Origin of the sequence: Streptomyces sp. NBC_01264, from assembly GCF_026340675.1 — a bacterium.
Lineage (GTDB): Bacteria > Actinomycetota > Actinomycetes > Streptomycetales > Streptomycetaceae > Streptomyces.
In genome coordinates this window covers 2901671-2919907 of sequence record NZ_JAPEOX010000001.1, presented here as the reverse complement: position 1 = coordinate 2919907, position 18237 = coordinate 2901671, and the positions used below count along the sequence as shown (strand labels likewise).

Sequence of the window (18237 nt, the reverse complement as noted above, 5' to 3'; positions counted from 1 at the left end):
CGTCGCCGACCGCTTCGGGCTCCGCGAAGGCCCGCTCGGGCGCGCCCTCGGCCTCCGCGTCGGAGCGCTCGGCGGGACGGCCGGCCACGGGCGGTCCGGGCTCCGCCGACGCCTCCCCGGACCACGACGGGATGCCCATGGGGCACTGACGGCCGTCTCGATTCGGCAGCAGCTTGCCGGACGGGTTGCGGTCACCACCGTCCGGCAAGGTAGCGTCGGCTCTTGCCATGAACCTTGCCTTCATTCCCAGTCCGTCGACGGGCGTGCTCCATCTCGGGCCGATCCCGCTGCGCGGCTACGCGTTCTGCATCATCATCGGCGTCTTCGTCGCCGTCTGGCTCGGCAACAAGCGCTGGGTCGCGCGCGGCGGTAAGCCGGGCACGGTCGCGGACATCGCCGTGTGGGCGGTGCCGTTCGGCCTGGTCGGCGGTCGCCTCTACCACGTGATCACCGACTACCAGCTCTACTTCGGCGAGGGCCGCGACTGGGTCGACGCCTTCAAGATCTGGGAGGGCGGCCTCGGCATCTGGGGCGCCATCGCGCTGGGCGCGGTCGGTGCCTGGATCGGCTGTCGCCGACGGGGCATCCCGCTGCCGGCCTGGGCCGACGCCCTGGCCCCCGGCATCGCGCTGGCCCAGGCCTGCGGACGCTGGGGCAACTGGTTCAACCAGGAGCTGTACGGCCGCGCCACCGATCTGCCGTGGGCGGTGGAGATCAGCGACGGCCCGAACCGGGTCGCCGGGACCTACCACCCGACCTTCCTCTACGAGTCCCTCTGGTGCGTCGGTGTCGCCCTGCTGGTGATCTGGGCCGACCGCCGCTTCAAGCTCGGACACGGGCGGGCGTTCGCGCTGTACGTCGCCGCGTACTGCGTGGGGCGCGGCTGGATCGAGTACATGCGGGTCGACGAGGCCCACCACATCCTCGGCCTGCGACTCAACGTCTGGACCTCGATCGTCGTCTTCGTGCTCGCCGTGGTCTACCTGGTGCTGTCGGCGAAGCTGCGGCCGGGCCGCGAAGAGGTCGTCGAGCCCGACGCTGACGCCGTGGCCGGCGCCAAGGACGGGGACACCCCGGCCGGGGACGGCAAGGCCGAGGGCGACGAGGCCAAGGCCAAGGACGGGAACAAGGCGGACGCCGAGCCCGAGCCTGAGGACACAGAGGCCGAGGACGGGGTCACGGCTGACGCCGAGGCCGAGGTCCCCGGGGCCAAGAAGCTCTGACCGGAGGGCCGGTCGCACGGGAGGGGCACCGCGCATCCGCGCGGCGCCCCTCCCGTTTTCGTGCGGCGGGGGCTCAGGAGGGTTCGGGGGCCTCCCGGCAAGGGGCGGTCGCGTTCCGGCGGGACAGGGCCACGACCCGTTCCGCGCCCGCCAGCATCGCCGGGTCGACGAAGCGGCCGTCGGGGAGGGCCACCGCGCCCGGGGTGCGGCGGGCCGCCGCCACGATCTCCTCGGCGGCACTGACCTCGGCCGGGCCGGGCAGGTAGGCCCGCTCGATCACCGGGAGCTGGCGCGGATGGATCGCCGCGCGGCCCAGGAAGCCGAGGGCGCGGCCCCTGGCGCAGGAGGCCGCCAGCGCCTCCAGGTTCCGGATGTCGGGGAACACCGACTGGGCCGGCGGCGCCAGCCCGGCCGCGCGGGCCGCGACCACCACCCGGGAACGCGGCCAGTCCAGGCCCGACTCCGAGGTGACGCCCAGGTCGGCCCGCAGGTCGGCCTCGCCCAGGGACAGCCCGCGCAGGGCGGGGTGCGCGCGGGCGATCTCGTAGGCCCGTTCCACGCCGATCGCCGACTCCAGCAGGGCGTACAGGGCCACCCCGGCGGTGCGGTCCGCGGAGGCGGCGATCTGCTCCGGCGAGGAGATCTTGGGCAGGCGCAGCCCGGCCAGGCCGTGGAGCCCGCCCAGCGCGCTGAGGTCGGCGCCGCCCCAGGGGGAGTCCAGCGCGTTGACGCGTACGTGGACCGGGACCGGGTGGTGGGCGGAGAGCAGCTCGGCGGTGGCGTGGCGGGCGTACTCCTTGCGGGAGGCCGACACCGCGTCCTCCAGGTCCACGATCACGGCGTCGGCCCCGGCGTGCAGGGCCTTGGAGACCACCTCCGGGCGGTCGCCGGGGACGTAGAGCCAGGTCAGGATCACAGGGCCCCTTCCGTGCGGAGAGCGGTGATCTCGGCCGGGGAGAGGCCGATCTCGGCGAGTACGGCATCGGTGTCCGCGCCGTGCGGGCGGCCCGCCCAGCGGATGGAGCCCGGGGTGTCCGAGAGCCGGAAGAGGACGTTCTGCATGCGGATCGGGCCCAGCTCCGGGTCCTCGACCTCGGTGATCGTGTCCAGGGCCGCGTACTGCGGATCGGCCATGACGTCCCGTACGTCGTAGACCAGCGCGACGGCGGCCTCGGCCTCCTCGAAGGCGGCCGTCACCTCGTCCGCCTTGTGGCGGGCGATCCACCCGCCGACCGCCTCGTCGAGCACGTCCGCGTGACCGGCCCGGCCGGAACCCGACGCGAACCACGGCTCGGAGATCAGCTCCGGCCGCCCCACGAGCCGCATCACGCGCTCGGCGATGGACTGGGCGGAGGTGGAGACCGCCAGCCAGCGGCCGTCCAGGCTGCGGTAGGTGTTGCGGGGCGCGTTGTTGGTGGAACGGTTGCCGGTGCGCGGCTGGACGTAGCCGAGCTGGTCGTACCAGAGCGGGTGCGGCCCGAGGACGGTCAGGATCGGCTCGATGATCGCCAGGTCCACCACCTGCCCGTGCCCGGTGCGGTCGCGCCCGGCGAGCGCCGCCATCACGGCGTACGCGGTGGTCAGCGCGGCGATCGAGTCCGCGAGCCCGAAGGGCGGGAGGGTGGGCGGCCCCTCGGGCTCGCCCGTGATCGCGGCGAACCCGCTCATCGCCTCCGCGAGGGTGCCGAAGCCGGGGCGGTGGGCGTACGGGCCCTCCTGGCCGAAGGCCGTCACGCGGGTCAGGATCAGCCGCGGGTTCGCGGCGGACAGTTCGGGCCAGCCCAGACCCCAGCGCTCCAGGGTGCCGGGGCGGAAGTTCTCGATCACCACGTCGGCGGTGGCCACCAGGCGCAGCAGGGTCTCCCGGCCGCCGGGGGTGGACAGATCGAGGGTCATCGTCCGCTTGTTGCGGCCGAGCAGCTTCCACCAGAGGCCGATGCCGTCCTTGGCGGGGCCGTGGCCGCGCGAGGGGTCGGGGCGGGTCGGGTGCTCGACCTTGACGACCTCGGCGCCGAAGTCGCCGAGGAGGGTGGCGGCGAGGGGACCGGCGAAGAGGGTGGCGAGGTCGAGGACGCGGAGTCCGCGCAGGGGCGGGGCGGTGGGGGACGGGGCGTCGGTACTCACGAGGCGGCTCCGGAAGAGGGGTGCGGCCCGGAGACGGATGCGCGGCCCCGGCCGCCGGATCCGGAGCCGGTTCGGGGTGCGGAGAGGGGTTCGGTCATCAGCGGACATCCTGTCCGGCCGCGAATGCGACGACCTCGGCACGGGTCGGCATCGAGTCCTGGGCGCCGGGGCGCTGTACCGACAGGGCGGCGGCACACGAGGCCCAGGCGAGGGCGCTGCGCATCGGCCGGCCCTCGCCCAGGGCCACGGCGAGCGCGCCGACGAAGGTGTCCCCGGCGGCGGTGGTGTCCACGGCCCGTACGCGTGGCGCGGGCACGGTCAGGGACTCGCGGCCGCGGGCGGCGTACAGCACCCCGGCCGCGCCGAGGGTGACGACCACCTCCGGCACGTCCTGGAGCAGGGCGGCCGCGGCCAGGTGCACGTCGGTGAGCCCGGTGAGGGCGGCGGCCTCGTGCTCGTTGGGCACCAGCAGGTCCGTCGCGGCGAGGAGTTCGGCGGGCAGCGGCTGGGCGGGGGCCGGAGTGAGGACGGTCCGTACGCCGTGGGCGCGGGCGGCCAGCGCGCCGGCGAGCACCGCCTCCAGGGGCAGTTCGAGCTGGAGGAGCAGGGAGTCGGCGGCGCCGATGCGGCCTTCGTCGCCCGGTTCCAGGGAGGTGACGAGGGCGTTGGCGCCGGGGATGACGATGATGCTGTTGCCGCCCTCGTCGTCCACGGTGATGTGCGCGGTGCCGCTGGCGCCCTCGACGGTGCGCAGGGCCGTCGTCCCGACCCCGGCGCCGGTGAGCGCGGAGCGCAGCCGTACGCCGAACTCGTCGGCCCCGACCGCGCCGATCATCACCACCTCCGCGCCGCAGCGGGCGGCGGCGACGGCCTGGTTGGCACCCTTCCCGCCGGGGACCGTGCGGAATTCGCGGCCGGTGACGGTCTCGCCGAGGCGGGGGGCCTTGGAGACGTAGGCGACGAGGTCCATGTTGGTACTGCCGAGCACGGCGATGGCCGTCATGAGCGGGCTGCCTCCTGTGCGGTGAGGTGGGCGAGGGCGTCGAAGCCGATGCCGTCGAAGCCGGGAACGGTGGTGGCGAGGCGGTTCTTCAGCGGGGCCGTCCAGCGGTGCGGGAGGGCGTCGGGGGAGCCGGCGACCAGTCCGGCGAGGGCGCCGGCGGTGGCGCCGTTGGAGTCGGTGTCCCAGCCGCCGGACACGGCGCGGCAGACGGAGTGGGTGAAGTCCCCGTCGGCGTGGGTGAGGGAGGCGGCGATCACGGCGGTGTTGGGGACGGCGTGGACCCAGTGGTAGTGGCCGTAGCGGGCGTGGAGCAGGTCGACGACGCCATCGAAGTCGGTGCCGGTGGCGCGCGCGTCGGAGGCGGTCCCGATCCCGAAGCGGACGGCCTCGGCGAGGCGGGAACGGGGCGGTACGACGGCCAGACCGGCCCGGAGCGCCGTGTGCACGTCGGCCCGGCCGGTGGCCGCGGCGGCGGTGGCGGCGGCCACGAACGCGGCGGCGTGGGCGCCGTTGCCGGTGTGGGTGAGGGCGGCGTCCCGGTGCGCCTGGGCCGCGGCGGCGGCCGGATCGCCCGGGTTGGTCCAGCCGTGGACGTCGGCGCGGATCAGTGCGCCGATCCATTCGCGGAAGGGGTTGTGGTGGGTGGCGGTGGCGGGGGGCTCCAGCCCCTGGAGGAGATTGCGGTACGCGACCCGCTCGGCCGTGAACGTACGGCCTGCCGGCAGCTCGTCGAGCCAGAGCCGGCCGACGTCGGCGGTGGTGAAGGCCTTGCCGTGGCGCTGGAGGAGCAGCAGGCCGAGGAGGGGGTAGTTGAGGTCGTCGTCCTCGGGGGTGCCGTCGATGTTCTCGGCGAGGGAGGTGGGCGCGGAGCGGCGGTTCCAGGGGTGGGCGGCGAGTACCTCCGGTGGTACGCCGCGCTCGGTGAACCAGTCGGCGAGCGGCCAGTTCCCGGCGGCCCGCGCCAGGGCCCGGATCCCGTGCAGGGGCAGCTTCTCCACGGGCTTCCCGAGCACGCACCCGACGGCGCGGCCCAGCCATGCCGCCTCCAGGCGGCGGCGCAGGGCGGGGTCGGGGGCGGACGCCTTGGCCCGGGGGGCGGGCTTGACCGCTCGGGCGGCGGCTTCGGCTCCTCCGTCTTCGGCTCCGGCTCCGGCTCCGGCGGAGGCGGGGCTTGCGGGGCTGGGGCCGGCCTTTGCCCTGGGTTCTGGCTCGGCCCTTGCTGCGGCCGCGGGGCTGGGGGTCCGGGTGCGGGTGCCGGCGGCTCCGGTGGGGGAGAGTTCCCCCACCCCGCCCCTTTCCGAAACCGGGGGCAGGCCCCTGGACCCCGGGGTGGGGGTGGCCCAGGGGGCTTGTTCCGTGTCGGAGGTGGGGTGGGGGAGGGCCGCGAGGGCCGTCAGGAGGTCGGTGGCGAGGGCGCGGAGTTCCGGCGGGGCCGGGGTGGGGGAGGCGCCCGCCCGGGCCGGGGCGAGGTGGCCGCCCGCGGCGAGCCAGACGCGCAGCAGCGGCTCCGCGGCCTCCCCGCGGCCGTCCTCGGCGGCCTGCCGGAACTCGTGTCCGACCAGATCCTCGGGCTGCACCCAGGTCAGCCGGCCTGTCCCGGCCCCTGCCGCGGTCCCGGCCCCTGCCGCGGTCCCGGTCCCGGTCCCGGTCGTGGCCTGGGCCCGAGAGGGCGGCGGGGCCGTGGGTGTGGCCGGGGGAGCGGGCGGGGTTGGGGAGGTGGGGGTCATCGGGGGGCCGTCAGGGTGGCGAAGGCGGCTTCGTGGGTGCGGCGGCGGGAGTGGTCGCGGGTGAAGATCTCCCGGGTCACCGCGGCCAGGGCGGACGCCGGGGCGTGCAGGTCCAGGCGGCTGGCCTCGGCGACCCGGTCCGCCCAGGCGGGCGGGACCGCCGCCCCGCCCGACAGGGCGCCCGCGATCGCACCGGCCATGGTGGCGATGGAGTCGCAGTCCCGGCCGTAGTTGACCGCGCCGAGCACGGAGGTCTCGTAGCAGCCGTCCGCGACGAGCAACATGCCCAGGGCGATGGGGAGTTCCTCGATGGAGTGCAGGCGGGAGGGGCGCCGTGCGCCCAGGGACGGGTTGCGGTAGTCCGGGCCGACCGAGTCGTACGGGGCGACCGCCGCCCGGAGCGGGGCCAGCGCCGACTCGAAGTCCCGGTGGCGGGCGGCGACTTCGCAGACCGCCGCGATGGCCGCGCGGGTGCCGTCCTTGGCCAGGGAGAGGGCCGTTTCGACCACGGAGGAGGCGGTGGCGCCCGGCACGCAGGCCGCCGCGACCGCCGCCGCGAACACGCCCGCCGCCTCCCGCCCGTACGAGGACTGGTGCGCGCCGGTGACGTCCAGCGCCTCCGCGTACGCCCCGGCCGGATGGCCCGCGTTGACGAGGCCCACCGGCGCCATGTACATCGCCGCGCCGCAGTTGACGATGTTGCCGCTGCCCGCCTCCCGCGGGTCCGCGTGCGCGTAGTGCAGCCGGGTCACGATCCACTTCTCGGCGAGGAAGATCCGCTGGAGGGGGAGGGCCTCCGCCTCCAGTTCGGGGATCCAGCGGGGGGTCGTCATCAGGTCCGGGACCAGGTGCTCGGCGATCGCGTAGGCGTCCAGGTGGTCCCGTACGGCCTCGTAGACCCGTACCAGCGCGTGCGTCATCAGGGTGTCGTCGGTGACGTGGCCGTCGCCCTTGTGGTACGGGGCGATCGGGCGGGCCGTACGCCAGTCCTCGTGCCACGGGCCGACGATGCCGCGTACCCGGCCGCCGTGCCGCTCCACGATCTGTTCCGGGGTCCAGCCCTCCACCGGGCCGCCCAGCGCGTCGCCGACGGCCGCGCCGACGAGGGCGCCGGTGATCCGGTCGTCCAGGGTGGGGGAGGTGGTGGTCGAGGTGGTGGGCGAGGTGGTGTGGGGGGTGGGGTCCACGGGGGTCAGGGTCGTCATGTCCGGGGCTTTCCTTGGGGCTTGGGTGAGGTGAGTTCCGTACGGGTGAGCAACGCGGCCAGTTCGACGAGGTCGGTGCCCGCGAGGCGGGGGAGGGCGCAGCCGGAGAGGGTGCGGCACGCTTCGCGCCAGGCGGCGGGGAGCGAGTCGCCGCCGCCGAGCGCGCCGGTCAGCGCGCCGGCGAGGGCGGGGGCGGAGTCCGCGACGCGCGACAGGCAGGCGGCGGCCGGGACCGCCTCGCCGACCCGGCCGCGGGCGGCGGTGGCGAGGGCCAGGGCCACGGGGACGGTTTCCGCGGCGGCGATGCCGTAGCTGTAGACGTGGTCGACGATCTGGTGCTCCAGGAGCGGGACGATGGCGAAGGCTCCGCCGGTCCCGCCGCTCGTCTCGGCTCGGGCGAGTTTCACCGCGTGCCGGGCGTTGCGGCCGATCTCGGTGGACTCCGGGAGCTGCGCGAGGGCGGCGTCGACGGCCGCGTCGGTGTCGGAGGCCGTGCAGGTTCCGCTGCCCGCGAGGGCGGTGGCGATGGCGGCGGCCATGGCGCGGGCGCCGTGGACCCCGTCGCCGTCCTGCGTGTAGCGGGCGTCGAACTCCGCGAGGTCCGCGGCGGCCTCGGGGTCCCCGGGATGGACGACGGCGAGGACGCAGGCGCGGATGCAGGCGGCGTCGTCGAAGTAGTGCGGGTTGTCGTGGCCGGTGGCGGGCGGACGCAGGCCGGCGGCGAGGTTGCCGAGGCCGGCGCGGACGGAGATCCGGGCACGGAGGGGCAGGACGGCGGACTCGACCTCGGGCGCGCGTTCCGCTGCCGCGGCGACCTCGCTGGCCAGGGCGTTCCAGGCGAGGTCGATGGCGGCGCGCATGCGGCGGGACCGGGAGAGGTCGCTGAGCAGCACGCCGGCGGCGGTGAGGACGGACTCGGCGGCGAAGGCGGCCCACTCGGCGTCGTCACTCGGCCCCAGCCGCAGGGGTTCCGGGGGCTGGTTGAGGGCGATGGGGACGGGGAGGGTGGTGGTGGCGTTCTGCTCCGCGAAGGTGTCGAGCTCGCGGGTGAGGCGGCGGGTCCACTCGGGCATGCGGCTGGCGCGGTGGCGGGCCGCGGGCCATCCGGCGGCGTCGCCCGCGGCGAGCCCGAGGAGCAGGCCCTCGATGCGGCGGGGGCCGGGGGACGCCTCGGCCTGGGGGGCGGTGGCCGTGGTCGTACGGGCCTGCGCGTCCCGCGGGGCGGGTCCCGACGGGGCGGTGAGCGGGCCGCCCGTCACCTCCGCCGGGGCGGTGCGGGCCGCGGGGCCGGGGGTGGCCCAGGGCCCTGGCGGGGCGGTGCGGGTCGATGGGTAGGGCGGGGTGGCGCGCTGGCCGGGGGCGGCCTCTGTGGGGGTGGTGTGCGGGCCGGAGGCGGCGCCTACGGGGGTGGTGTGCGGGCTGGGCGTAGCCCCCACGGGGGTGGTGTGCGGGCTGGACGTGGTCCCCGCGGGGGTGGTGACCGGGCCGGAGAGAGCGCCCGTGGGGGCGGTGTGCGAGCGGGACGAGGCCCCCGTGGGGGTGGTGACCGGGCCGGAGAGGGCCCCCGTGGGGGTGGTGTGCGGGCCGGAGGAGGCGCCCGTGGGGGTGGTGTGCGGGCTGGACGTGGTCCCCGTGGGGGTGGTGACCGGGCCGGAGAGGGCGCCCGTGGGGGTGGTGACCGGGCTGGACGTGGCCCCCAACGGGGTGGTGACCGGGCCGGAGGCGGCCCCCGGGGTGCACGGCTGTGGCGTCCCGCTCGGCGGGGTTTCCCGGCCGGTGGCGGGCCCGTGCGGGGGCGGGGTGTGGCCCCCGGTTTCCTGGCCGGGGGCCTCGAGCGCGTCGGCGGTACGGGCCTGCGTGCGCGGCGGGGCGTCGTGCGGGGCGGGGGGACTCTCCCCGTACCCGCCCCTTCCCGAAACCGGGGGCAGGCCCCCGGGCCCCCGGACCGGCGCGGCCGGCACCTCCGCGGCCCCGGGGGCGGCGTTGCCCCGTACCGCGGTCGCGGCTCGAAGGAACCGGGGCACCGGCGTACCGGCGGGCCCCCTGCCCGGCCCGGTGAGGGCGTCGCCCCGTGGGGTCTGCCCGGTCGGTGCGTTGCCCTCCGGGGCCAGCTCGGTGAGGGTGTCGCCCTGCCGGGCGCGCTCGGGCTTGGGGTCGCCCTCCGGGCCCGGCCCGGTCGGGGCGTTGCCTCGTGGGGTCTGCCCGTCCGGTGCGTCGCCCTCCGGGGCCGGTTCGGTGAGGGCGTCGCCACGTCGGGGCTGCCCGGTCGGTGTGTAGCCCTCCCGGGACCGCTCGGGCCCGGCGGAGTCCTCCGGGGACGGGCGCGGAGGGCCCGTCAGGGGGTTGGCTTCCTGGGGTGGGGGCGGGGTGGTGGGGGTCAGGGTCATCGGGGGGTCTCGGTTTCCGGAGTGAGGAGGTCCGCGATGTCCAGGACGTGGTAGCCGCGCATCGAGGGGAGGCAGCTTCCGCGGACCGGGCCGATCGCCGAGGACCAGGCGGCCGGGATGGCGGGGGCGCCGGACATCGCTCCGGCGAGCGCGCCCGCGACGGCGGCCGTGGTGTCCGCGTCGCGGCCCATGTTGACCGCCATGAGGACGGAGCCGGCGAAGTCGCCGCCGCACGCGGCGAACGCGCCGAAGGCGAGGCCCACCGCCTCCGGGGCCAGGTCCGTCCAGGGGTAGCCGCCGATGACCACCGCCGAGCGGACCGCCCGCTCGCCGCGCGGGGCGGCCGTCACGGCCCGGCGCAGGGAGCGGGCCGTCCAGGAGTCGGAGGGGATGACGGAGAGGGCGGCCGAGATGACGGAGGCCGCGGAGCCGCCGGCCATCGCCGCCGCGACCCCCGCCGCGACGGCCTGGCCGCCGTAGATGCCCTCGCCGTCGTGGCTGACGCAGCCGTCGATGGCGACCAGCCGGGCGGCTTCGGCGGGCCGGCCCGCCGAGAAGACGCCGAAGGGGGCCGCCCGCATGGCCAGACCGTCCGACCAGGCGTGCCGGTGCTGCGCGGAGATGGGGGCCGCCAGGCCCCGGCGGAGGTTCTCCAGGGTGCCGCGCTCCGAGAAGCCCGCGCCGCGGAACGGGCCCTCGTCCAGGTCGGCGATCCAGTGGTGCCACGCCCGTTCGACGTGGGCGACCGTCAGCGCCGATCCGTGGCGGGCCAGCAGCAGGCCCGAGAAGATCGCGTACTCGGTGTCGTCCGTGCCCGCCGGGTCGTCCGAGACGAAGCCCTCGATCCGGCCCCACTTCGCACGGATCTCCGACGGCTTCATGTTCTCCGCGGGGGCGCCCAGCGCGTCACCCACCGCGAGTCCGAGAAGAGCACCCCGGGCCCGTTCGAGGAGGACCTGCGGATTGCATGCAATCTGCTTCATCAGCTCCATGGCGCGCCTCTCCCACTTGGATGGAACTCATATTGAGCCCTTGGGGGATTTGTGCCATGGCATGTGGTTTGTCGCTCGTTGCGAAACACCCGCCGCAGGTCCCCGTCACCCGGTCGCCGATCCCCAAAACCCCAGGTAAGTACGGCCTTCCTTGCTGGCGGGCGGCGGAAATCGTGCGTAGTTTCGAGGAGTTCAGGGGGAGTGGGTGTCCGCGCGTCGTGCACGGCACAGCTCTGTGCGCTCACTCGTACAAAAGAGGAGATAGCCGGTATGTCCATCATCGATATCGAAGCGCCGCTTCACACCGCCCACCGCGACAACCACACCCACCGTGACGTCAACGGCGGATGGCTGCGCCCGGCGGTCTTCGGTGCGATGGACGGGCTCGTCTCCAACCTCGCCCTGATGACCGGCGTGGCCGGGGGCGCCGTCGCCCCGCACGTCATCGTCGTCACCGGCCTGGCCGGCCTCGCCGCCGGAGCCTTCTCCATGGCGGCGGGGGAGTACACCTCGGTCGCCTCGCAGCGCGAGCTCGTCCTCGCCGAACTGGACATAGAACGCCAGCAGTTGCGCAAGCACCCCATCGACGAGATGGAGGAGCTGGCCGAGCTCTACGTCTCGCGAGGCGTCGAGCCGGCGCTGGCCCGCGAGGTGGCCATGCAGCTGTCCCGCGACCCGGAGCAGGCGCTGGAGATCCACGCCCGCGAGGAGCTCGGGATCGACCCGGACGACCTGCCGTCGCCGATGGTCGCGGCCGTGTCCTCCTTCGGGTCCTTCGCCCTCGGCGCGCTGATCCCGCTGCTCCCGTACCTGCTCGGAGCGGTCACCCTGTGGCCGGCGGTCCTGCTCGCACTGCTGGGTCTCTTCGCCTGCGGCGCGGTGGTCTCCCGGGTCACGGCCCGGTCCTGGTGGTACAGCGGGATGCGCCAGCTCGTCCTGGGTGGCGCCGCCGCGGGTGTGACGTACATCCTGGGAACCTGGATCGGTGGCGCCGTAGGCTGACCGCGCGGAGAGTGAGACACTATGCAGTAGACAACATAAGTAGTCAGTTACTCGGCGGTTTCGATCCTGTGTCCGCCGGGCATCAGACCCTGGGCGCCGGGCAATGAGGCCCGCCCCGTTGCGGGACCTTCGTCCCGTGTCCCGAGAGTCGGGCACCTGCGAAAGTCCCCTCTTGTCTGCTCCGTGCAGTGTCCGCATGTTGGAATGACATATCCGCTTCTCGGGATTGTCGTCATCATGTAATCTGCACGAAATTTCGCAGAGGGCCAACGTCGTCCCTCGGCTATGCACATATGCCACGACGACGACGGGAGAGCCGATGCGTTCCGCATCCACGCACTCCGCGACCGGCCTCAGCAACACCGCCTGGTCGCCCATGGACGGTCGCCCCGCCCAGCAGGGCATGTACGACCCGCGCAACGAGCACGACGCCTGTGGCGTCGGCTTTGTGGCCAACCTCACCGGCGAGGCCAGCCACACGCTGGTCGAGCAGGCGCTGACCGTATTGCGGAACCTCGAGCACCGAGGCGCCACCGGATCCGAGCCCGACTCGGGCGACGGCGCCGGCATCCTCTCCCAGGTCCCCGACGCGTTCCTGCGCGAGGTGGCCGGTTTCGACCTTCCCGAGGCCGGCGCGTACGCCGTCGGCATCGCCTTCCTCCCCGCCGACGGCACCGCACAGGCCGTCGCCGTGGAGCAGATCGAGGCCATCGCCGCCGAGGAGAACCTCACGGTTCTCGGCTGGCGCGAGGTCCCGGTCACCCCCGACCTGCTCGGCAACGGCGCCCGCGCCACCATGCCGGCCTTCTCGCAGCTCTTCGTGAGCAACGGGACGACCGGCATCGAGCTGGACCGCAAGGCCTTCGTGCTGCGCAAGCGCGCCGAGCGCGAGGCCGGGGTCTACTTCCCCTCGCTCTCCGCCCGCACGATCGTCTACAAGGGCATGCTGACCACCGGCCAGCTGGAGCCGTTCTTCCCGGACCTCTCCGACCGCCGCTTCGCCTCCGCGATCGCCCTGGTCCACTCCCGGTTCTCGACGAACACCTTCCCGTCGTGGCCGCTGGCCCACCCGTACCGCTTCGTCGCGCACAACGGCGAGATCAATACGGTCAAGGGCAACCGGAACTGGATGAAGGCCCGCGAGTCCCAGCTGGCCTCCGGCCTCTTCGGCGAGGGCGCCCTCGAGCGGATCTTCCCGATCTGCACCCCGGACGCCTCCGACTCGGCCTCCTTCGACGAGGTCCTGGAGCTGCTCCACCTCGGCGGCCGGTCCCTGCCGCACAGCGTGCTGATGATGATCCCGGAGGCGTGGGAGAACCACACCTCCATGTCGCCAGCCCGCCGCGCGTTCTACAAGTACCACTCCACGCAGATGGAGCCGTGGGACGGCCCCGCCTGCGTCACCTTCACCGACGGCACCCAGGTCGGCGCGGTCCTCGACCGCAACGGTCTGCGCCCCGGCCGCTACTGGGTCACCGACGACGACTTCGTCGTGCTCTCCTCCGAGGTCGGCGTCCTGGACATCGACCCGGCCAAGGTCGTCCGCAAGGGCCGCCTGCAGCCCGGCAAGATGTTCCTCGTCGACACCGCCCAGAAGCGGATCATCGAAGACGACGAGATCAAGGACGCGCTGGCCGCCGAGCACCCGTACGCCGAATGGCTGGAGACGGGCGAGATCGAGCTGACGGACCTGCCCGAGCGTGAGCACATCGTGCACACCCACGCCTCGGTCACCCGCCGCCAGCAGACCTTCGGCTACACCGAGGAAGAGCTCCGCGTCATCCTCGCGCCGATGGCCCGTACCGCCGGCGAGCCGCTCGGCTCCATGGGTACGGACTCCCCGATCGCGGCCCTGTCCGAGCGCCCCCGGCTGCTCTTCGACTACTTCACCCAGCTCTTCGCGCAGGTCACCAACCCGCCGCTGGACGCCATCCGCGAGGAGCTCGTCACCTCGCTGCTGTCCTCGCTCGGCCCGCAGGGCAACCTGCTGGAGCCGACCGCCGCGTCCTGCCGCAGCGTCACGCTGCCGTTCCCGGTGATCGACAACGACGAGCTGGCCAAGCTCATCCACGTCAACGCCGACGGCGACATGCCGGGCATGAAGGCCGCCACCCTCTCGGGCCTCTACCGGGTCTCGGGCGGCGGCGAGGCGCTGGCCGCCCGCATCGAGGAGATCCGCGGCGAGGTCGACGCGGCCATCGAGAACGGCGCGCACCTGATCGTCCTCTCGGACCGTCACTCCGACGCCGAGCACGCGCCGATCCCGTCGCTGCTGCTCACCTCCGCCGTGCACCACCACCTCATCGCCACCAAGCAGCGCACCCAGGTGGGTCTGCTGATCGAGGCCGGCGACGTCCGCGAGGTCCACCACGTCGCGCTGCTCATCGGCTACGGCGCCGCCGCGGTCAACCCGTACCTCGCCATGGAGTCCGTCGAGGACCTCCTGCGCGCCGGTACCTTCCTGACCGGCCTGGAGCCGGAGCAGGCCATCAAGAACCTGATCTACGCGCTCGGCAAGGGCGTCCTGAAGGTCATGTCCAAGATGGGCATCTCCACCGTCGCCTCCTACCGCGGCGCGCAGGTCTTCGAGGCCGTCGGCCTGAACGAGGAGTTCGTCGCGGCGTACTTCGCGGGCACCGCCACCAAGATCGGCGGCGCCGGCCTGGACGTCATCGCCAAGGAGGTGGCCGCGCGCCACACCAAGGCGTACCCGGCCTCCGGCATCGCGGCCACGCACCGCGCGCTGGAGATCGGCGGCGAGTACCAGTGGCGCCGCGAGGGCGAGCCGCACCTGTTCGACCCGGACACGGTCTTCCGCCTGCAGCACGCCACGCGCAACCGCCGGTACGACATCTTCAAGCAGTACACGGACCGGGTGAACGAGCAGTCCGAGCGCCTGATGACGCTCCGCGGGCTCTTCGGGTTCAAGAGCGAGGACCGTCAGCCGATCTCCATCGACGAGGTCGAGTCGGTCGCCGACATCGTCAAGCGCTTCTCCACCGGCGCCATGTCGTACGGCTCCATCTCCAAGGAGGCGCACGAGACCCTCGCCATCGCCATGAACCAGTTGGGCGCCAAGTCCAACACCGGTGAGGGCGGCGAGGACCCGGACCGCCTGTACGACCCGGCGCGCCGCTCCTCCATCAAGCAGGTCGCCTCCGGCCGCTTCGGTGTCACGAGCGAGTACCTGGTCAACGCGGACGACATCCAGATCAAGATGGCGCAGGGTGCCAAGCCCGGCGAGGGCGGCCAGCTGCCCGGCCACAAGGTCTACCCGTGGGTTGCCAAGACCCGGCACTCCACCCCGGGTGTCGGCCTGATCTCCCCGCCGCCGCACCACGACATCTACTCCATCGAGGACCTGGCTCAGCTGATCCACGACCTCAAGAACGCCAACCCGGTCGCCCGCATCCACGTGAAGCTGGTCTCCGAGGTCGGCGTGGGTACGGTCGCGGCCGGTGTCTCCAAGGCCCACGCGGACGTCGTCCTCATCTCCGGCCACGACGGCGGTACGGGCGCGTCTCCTCTGACGTCCCTGAAGCACGCGGGCGGTCCCTGGGAGCTCGGCCTCGCCGAGACCCAGCAGACCCTGCTGCTCAACGGGCTGCGCGACCGCATCGTGGTCCAGACGGACGGCCAGCTCAAGACCGGCCGCGACGTCATCATCGCCGCGCTGCTCGGCGCCGAGGAGTTCGGTTTCGCGACCGCGCCGCTCGTCGTCTCCGGCTGCGTCATGATGCGCGTCTGCCACCTGGACACCTGCCCGGTCGGCATCGCCACCCAGAACCCGGTCCTGCGCGACCGTTTCTCCGGCAAGCCTGAGTTCGTCGTCAACTTCTTCGAGTTCATCGCGGAGGAGGTGCGCGAGCTCCTCGCCGAGCTGGGCTTCCGCACCATCGAGGAGGCCGTCGGCCACGCCGAGCTCCTCGACACCAGCAAGGCCGTCACGCACTGGAAGGCGCAGGGTCTCGACCTGGAGCCGCTCTTCTACGTGCCGGAGCTGCCCGAGGGTGCGGTCCGCCACGCCCTGATCGAGCAGGACCACGGTCTGGAGAAGGCGCTCGACAACGAGCTCATCCGCCTCGCCTCGGACGCGCTGAACGCCGACTCGGCCGAGATCGCGCAGCCGGTCCGCGCCCAGGTCGCGATCCGCAACATCAACCGCACGGTCGGCACCATGCTCGGCCACGAGGTCACGAAGAAGTTCGGTGGCGCGGGCCTGCCCGACAACACCATCGACCTGACCTTCACCGGCTCCGCCGGCCAGTCCTTCGGCGCCTTCCTCCCGCGCGGTGTGACGCTGCGCCTCGAGGGCGACGCCAACGACTACGTCGGCAAGGGCCTCTCCGGCGGCCGTGTCGTGGTCCGTCCCGACCGCGGCGCCGAGCACCTGGCCGAGTACTCGACCATCGCGGGCAACACGATCGGCTACGGCGCCACCGGCGGCGAGCTGTTCCTGCGCGGCCGCACCGGCGAGCGCTTCTGCGTCCGCAACTCCGGCGCCCTGGTCGTCTCGGAAGGCGTGGGCGACCACGGCTGCGAGTACATGACCGGCGGCACCGCGGTCGTCCTCGGCGAGACGGGCCGCAACTTCGCGGCGGGCATGTCGGGCGGCGTCGCGTACGTCATCGACCTCGACCCGGACAACGTCAACGTCGGCAACACGGGCGCGGTCGAGGCCCTCACCGACACCGACTCCCAGTGGCTGCACGATGTGGTGCGCCGCCACGAGGAGGAGACCGGCTCGACCGTGGCCGCGAAGCTCCTGGCTGACTGGACCGCCTCGGCGGCTCGCTTCAGCAAGATCATCCCGACCACGTACAAGGCAGTGCTCGCCGCCAAGGACGCCGCTGAGCTCGCCGGACTCTCCGAGTCCGAGACCACGGAGAAGATGATGGAGACGGCGACCAATGGCTGACCCGAAGGGCTTCCTCACCACCCCGCGCGAGACCGCCTGCACCCGTCCTGTGGCCGAGCGCCTGGGGGACTGGAACGAGGTCTACGTTCCGGGCTCGCTGCTGCCGATCATCAGCAAGCAGGCCGGCCGCTGCATGGACTGCGGCATCCCGTTCTGCCACAACGGCTGCCCGCTCGGGAACCTGATCCCCGAGTGGAACGACTTCGCGTACCGCGAGGACTGGACCGCGGCTTCCGAGCGTCTGCACGCGACGAACAACTTCCCGGAGTTCACCGGGCGGCTGTGCCCGGCTCCCTGCGAGTCGGCGTGCGTGCTCGGCATCAACCAGCCGGCCGTCACCATCAAGAACGTCGAAGTCTCGATCATCGACAAGGCGTGGGACAACGGCGACGTCACCCCGCAGGCGCCCGAGCGCCTGTCGGGCAAGACCGCCGCGGTCATCGGCTCCGGCCCGGCGGGTCTCGCCGCGGCCCAGCAGCTGACCCGGGCCGGCCACACCGTGGTGGTGTACGAGCGCGCCGACCGCATCGGCGGGCTGCTGCGCTACGGCATCCCCGAGTTCAAGATGGAGAAGGTGCACATCAACCGCCGCATCGAGCAGATGCGCGCGGAGGGCACCAAGTTCCGTACCGGCATCGAGGTCGGCCGTGACATCACCGCCACCGACCTGCGCAAGCGGTTCGACGCGGTCGTCATCGCGGCGGGCGCGACGATCTCCCGCGACCTCCCGGTCCCGGGACGCGACCTGAACGGCATCCACTTCGCGATGGAGTACCTCCCCCTCGCGAACAAGGTCCAGGAGGGCGACTTCATGGCGCCCCCCATCACGGCCGAGGGCAAGCACGTGGTCGTCATCGGCGGCGGCGACACCGGCGCGGACTGCGTGGGCACCGCCCACCGCCAGGGCGCGGCCTCGGTCACGCAGCTGGAGATCATGCCGCGTCCCTCCGAGGACCGGCCGGCCGGCCAGCCCTGGCCGACCTTCCCCATGCTGTACAAGGTCACCTCTGCTCACGAGGAGGGCGGCGAGCGGATCTACTCCGTCTCCACCACCCACTTCGAGGGCGACGAGGACGGCAACGTCCAGGCCCTCCACCTGGTCGAGGTCGCCTTCGAGGACGGCAAGCTCGTCCAGAAGCCCGGCACCGAGCGCGTCCTCCCCGCGCAGCTGGTCACCCTGGCGATGGGCTTCACCGGCACCGACCAGGAGAACGGCCTGACGGCGCAGTTCGGCCTGGCGATGGACGCCCGCGGCAACATCGAGCGCGACGCCTCCTACGCGACCAACGTGGACGGCGTCTTCGTCGCCGGCGACGCCGGCCGCGGCCAGTCGTTGATCGTCTGGGCCATCGCGGAAGGCCGCTCGGCCGCCCGCGGCGTGGACCGCTTCCTGACCGGCACCAGCGCCCTCCCGTACCCGGTCAAGCCGACGGACCGCTCGATCACCGTCTGACCTGCAGCACCCTGCCTGACCCGCAGTACCCCCGGCTTCGGCCGGGACCCCTCATTCGGTCCGCACAACGAAGTGCGGCACTCCGACACAGCGCCCGCCACGACTCCTTCTGGACGCCGTGCTCGCGTACCGCTCGGCCGCAGGCGGCCTCCCGGGCTTCGCCCGGCTGCGCCGGCCTCCGGCCGTCGGGTGGTGGCTTGAGG

The 18237-nt window shown here is 73.6% G+C and carries 11 protein-coding genes; 4 read left to right on the top strand and 7 right to left on the bottom strand.

What is annotated here, in order from left to right; all coding sequences use genetic code 11:
• Positions 1 to 227: 227 nt before the first annotated feature.
• A complete protein-coding gene (gene lgt, locus OG435_RS13355; RefSeq protein WP_266877040.1) occupies positions 228 to 1223 on the top strand; it encodes a prolipoprotein diacylglyceryl transferase in 996 nt (331 codons plus the stop codon).
• A gap of 73 nt (positions 1224 to 1296) precedes the next feature.
• On the opposite strand, the gene OG435_RS13350 is transcribed toward lgt, so the two are convergent.
• The 7 genes from OG435_RS13350 to OG435_RS13320 form a co-directional block, all read right to left on the bottom strand.
• Positions 1297 to 2139 (bottom strand): HpcH/HpaI aldolase/citrate lyase family protein, encoded by an 843-nt coding sequence (locus OG435_RS13350; RefSeq protein WP_266877039.1) that lies wholly within the window; start codon positions 2137 to 2139, stop codon positions 1297 to 1299.
• Complete coding sequence (locus OG435_RS13345; RefSeq protein WP_266877038.1) at positions 2136 to 3347, bottom strand: CaiB/BaiF CoA transferase family protein; 1212 nt, start codon at positions 3345 to 3347, stop codon at positions 2136 to 2138. Before OG435_RS13345 ends, OG435_RS13350 begins: the two co-directional genes overlap by 4 nt.
• Positions 3348 to 3444: 97 nt before the next feature.
• Positions 3445 to 4350, bottom strand: coding sequence for a ribokinase (gene rbsK, locus OG435_RS13340; protein WP_266877037.1), 906 nt, complete (start codon positions 4348 to 4350; stop codon positions 3445 to 3447).
• Complete coding sequence (locus tag OG435_RS13335; RefSeq protein WP_430625625.1) at positions 4347 to 5927, bottom strand: ADP-ribosylglycohydrolase family protein; 1581 nt, start codon at positions 5925 to 5927, stop codon at positions 4347 to 4349. The genes rbsK and OG435_RS13335 overlap by 4 nt, the downstream gene beginning before the upstream one ends.
• A gap of 146 nt (positions 5928 to 6073) precedes the next feature.
• Entirely contained in the window at positions 6074 to 7282 is a 1209-nt protein-coding gene (locus tag OG435_RS13330) for an ADP-ribosylglycohydrolase family protein (RefSeq protein ID WP_266877035.1), read from the bottom strand.
• A complete protein-coding gene (locus tag OG435_RS13325; protein ID WP_430625755.1) occupies positions 7279 to 8541 on the bottom strand; it encodes an ADP-ribosylglycohydrolase family protein in 1263 nt (420 codons plus the stop codon). The genes OG435_RS13330 and OG435_RS13325 overlap by 4 nt, the downstream gene beginning before the upstream one ends.
• 1124 nt (positions 8542 to 9665) lie before the next feature.
• Positions 9666 to 10652: an ADP-ribosylglycohydrolase family protein gene (locus tag OG435_RS13320; RefSeq protein WP_266877034.1), complete on the bottom strand. Its 987-nt coding sequence runs from the start codon at positions 10650 to 10652 to the stop codon at positions 9666 to 9668.
• 279 nt (positions 10653 to 10931) lie between these two features.
• Here OG435_RS13320 and OG435_RS13315 point away from each other — a divergent pair, with 279 nt between their 5' ends.
• From OG435_RS13315 to OG435_RS13305, 3 genes are all read left to right on the top strand, one after another.
• Positions 10932 to 11663: a VIT1/CCC1 transporter family protein gene (locus tag OG435_RS13315; RefSeq protein ID WP_266877033.1), complete on the top strand. Its 732-nt coding sequence runs from the start codon at positions 10932 to 10934 to the stop codon at positions 11661 to 11663.
• Positions 11664 to 12039: 376 nt separating this feature from the next.
• Positions 12040 to 16581 carry a glutamate synthase large subunit gene (gltB, locus tag OG435_RS13310; RefSeq protein WP_266881700.1) on the top strand — a complete coding sequence of 1514 codons (4542 nt, stop codon included), beginning with the start codon at positions 12040 to 12042 and terminating at the stop codon, positions 16579 to 16581.
• A complete protein-coding gene (locus OG435_RS13305; protein WP_266877032.1) occupies positions 16574 to 18034 on the top strand; it encodes a glutamate synthase subunit beta in 1461 nt (486 codons plus the stop codon). The genes gltB and OG435_RS13305 overlap by 8 nt, the downstream gene beginning before the upstream one ends.
• Positions 18035 to 18237: the final 203 nt, after the last annotated feature.

Excerpts from the sequence above, each read along its gene's own strand:
- OG435_RS13330 (WP_266877035.1), bottom strand. The coding sequence starts at position 7,282 with ATGACGACCCTGACCCCCGTGGACCCCACCCCCCACACCACCTCGCCC.
- OG435_RS13305 (WP_266877032.1), top strand. The coding sequence starts at position 16,574 with ATGGCTGACCCGAAGGGCTTCCTCACCACCCCGCGCGAGACCGCCTGC.
- rbsK (WP_266877037.1), bottom strand. The coding sequence starts at position 4,350 with ATGACGGCCATCGCCGTGCTCGGCAGTACCAACATGGACCTCGTCGCC.
- lgt (WP_266877040.1), top strand. The coding sequence starts at position 228 with ATGAACCTTGCCTTCATTCCCAGTCCGTCGACGGGCGTGCTCCATCTC.
- gltB (WP_266881700.1), top strand. The coding sequence starts at position 12,040 with ATGGACGGTCGCCCCGCCCAGCAGGGCATGTACGACCCGCGCAACGAG.
- OG435_RS13315 (WP_266877033.1), top strand. The coding sequence starts at position 10,932 with ATGTCCATCATCGATATCGAAGCGCCGCTTCACACCGCCCACCGCGAC.
- OG435_RS13320 (WP_266877034.1), bottom strand. The coding sequence starts at position 10,652 with ATGAAGCAGATTGCATGCAATCCGCAGGTCCTCCTCGAACGGGCCCGG.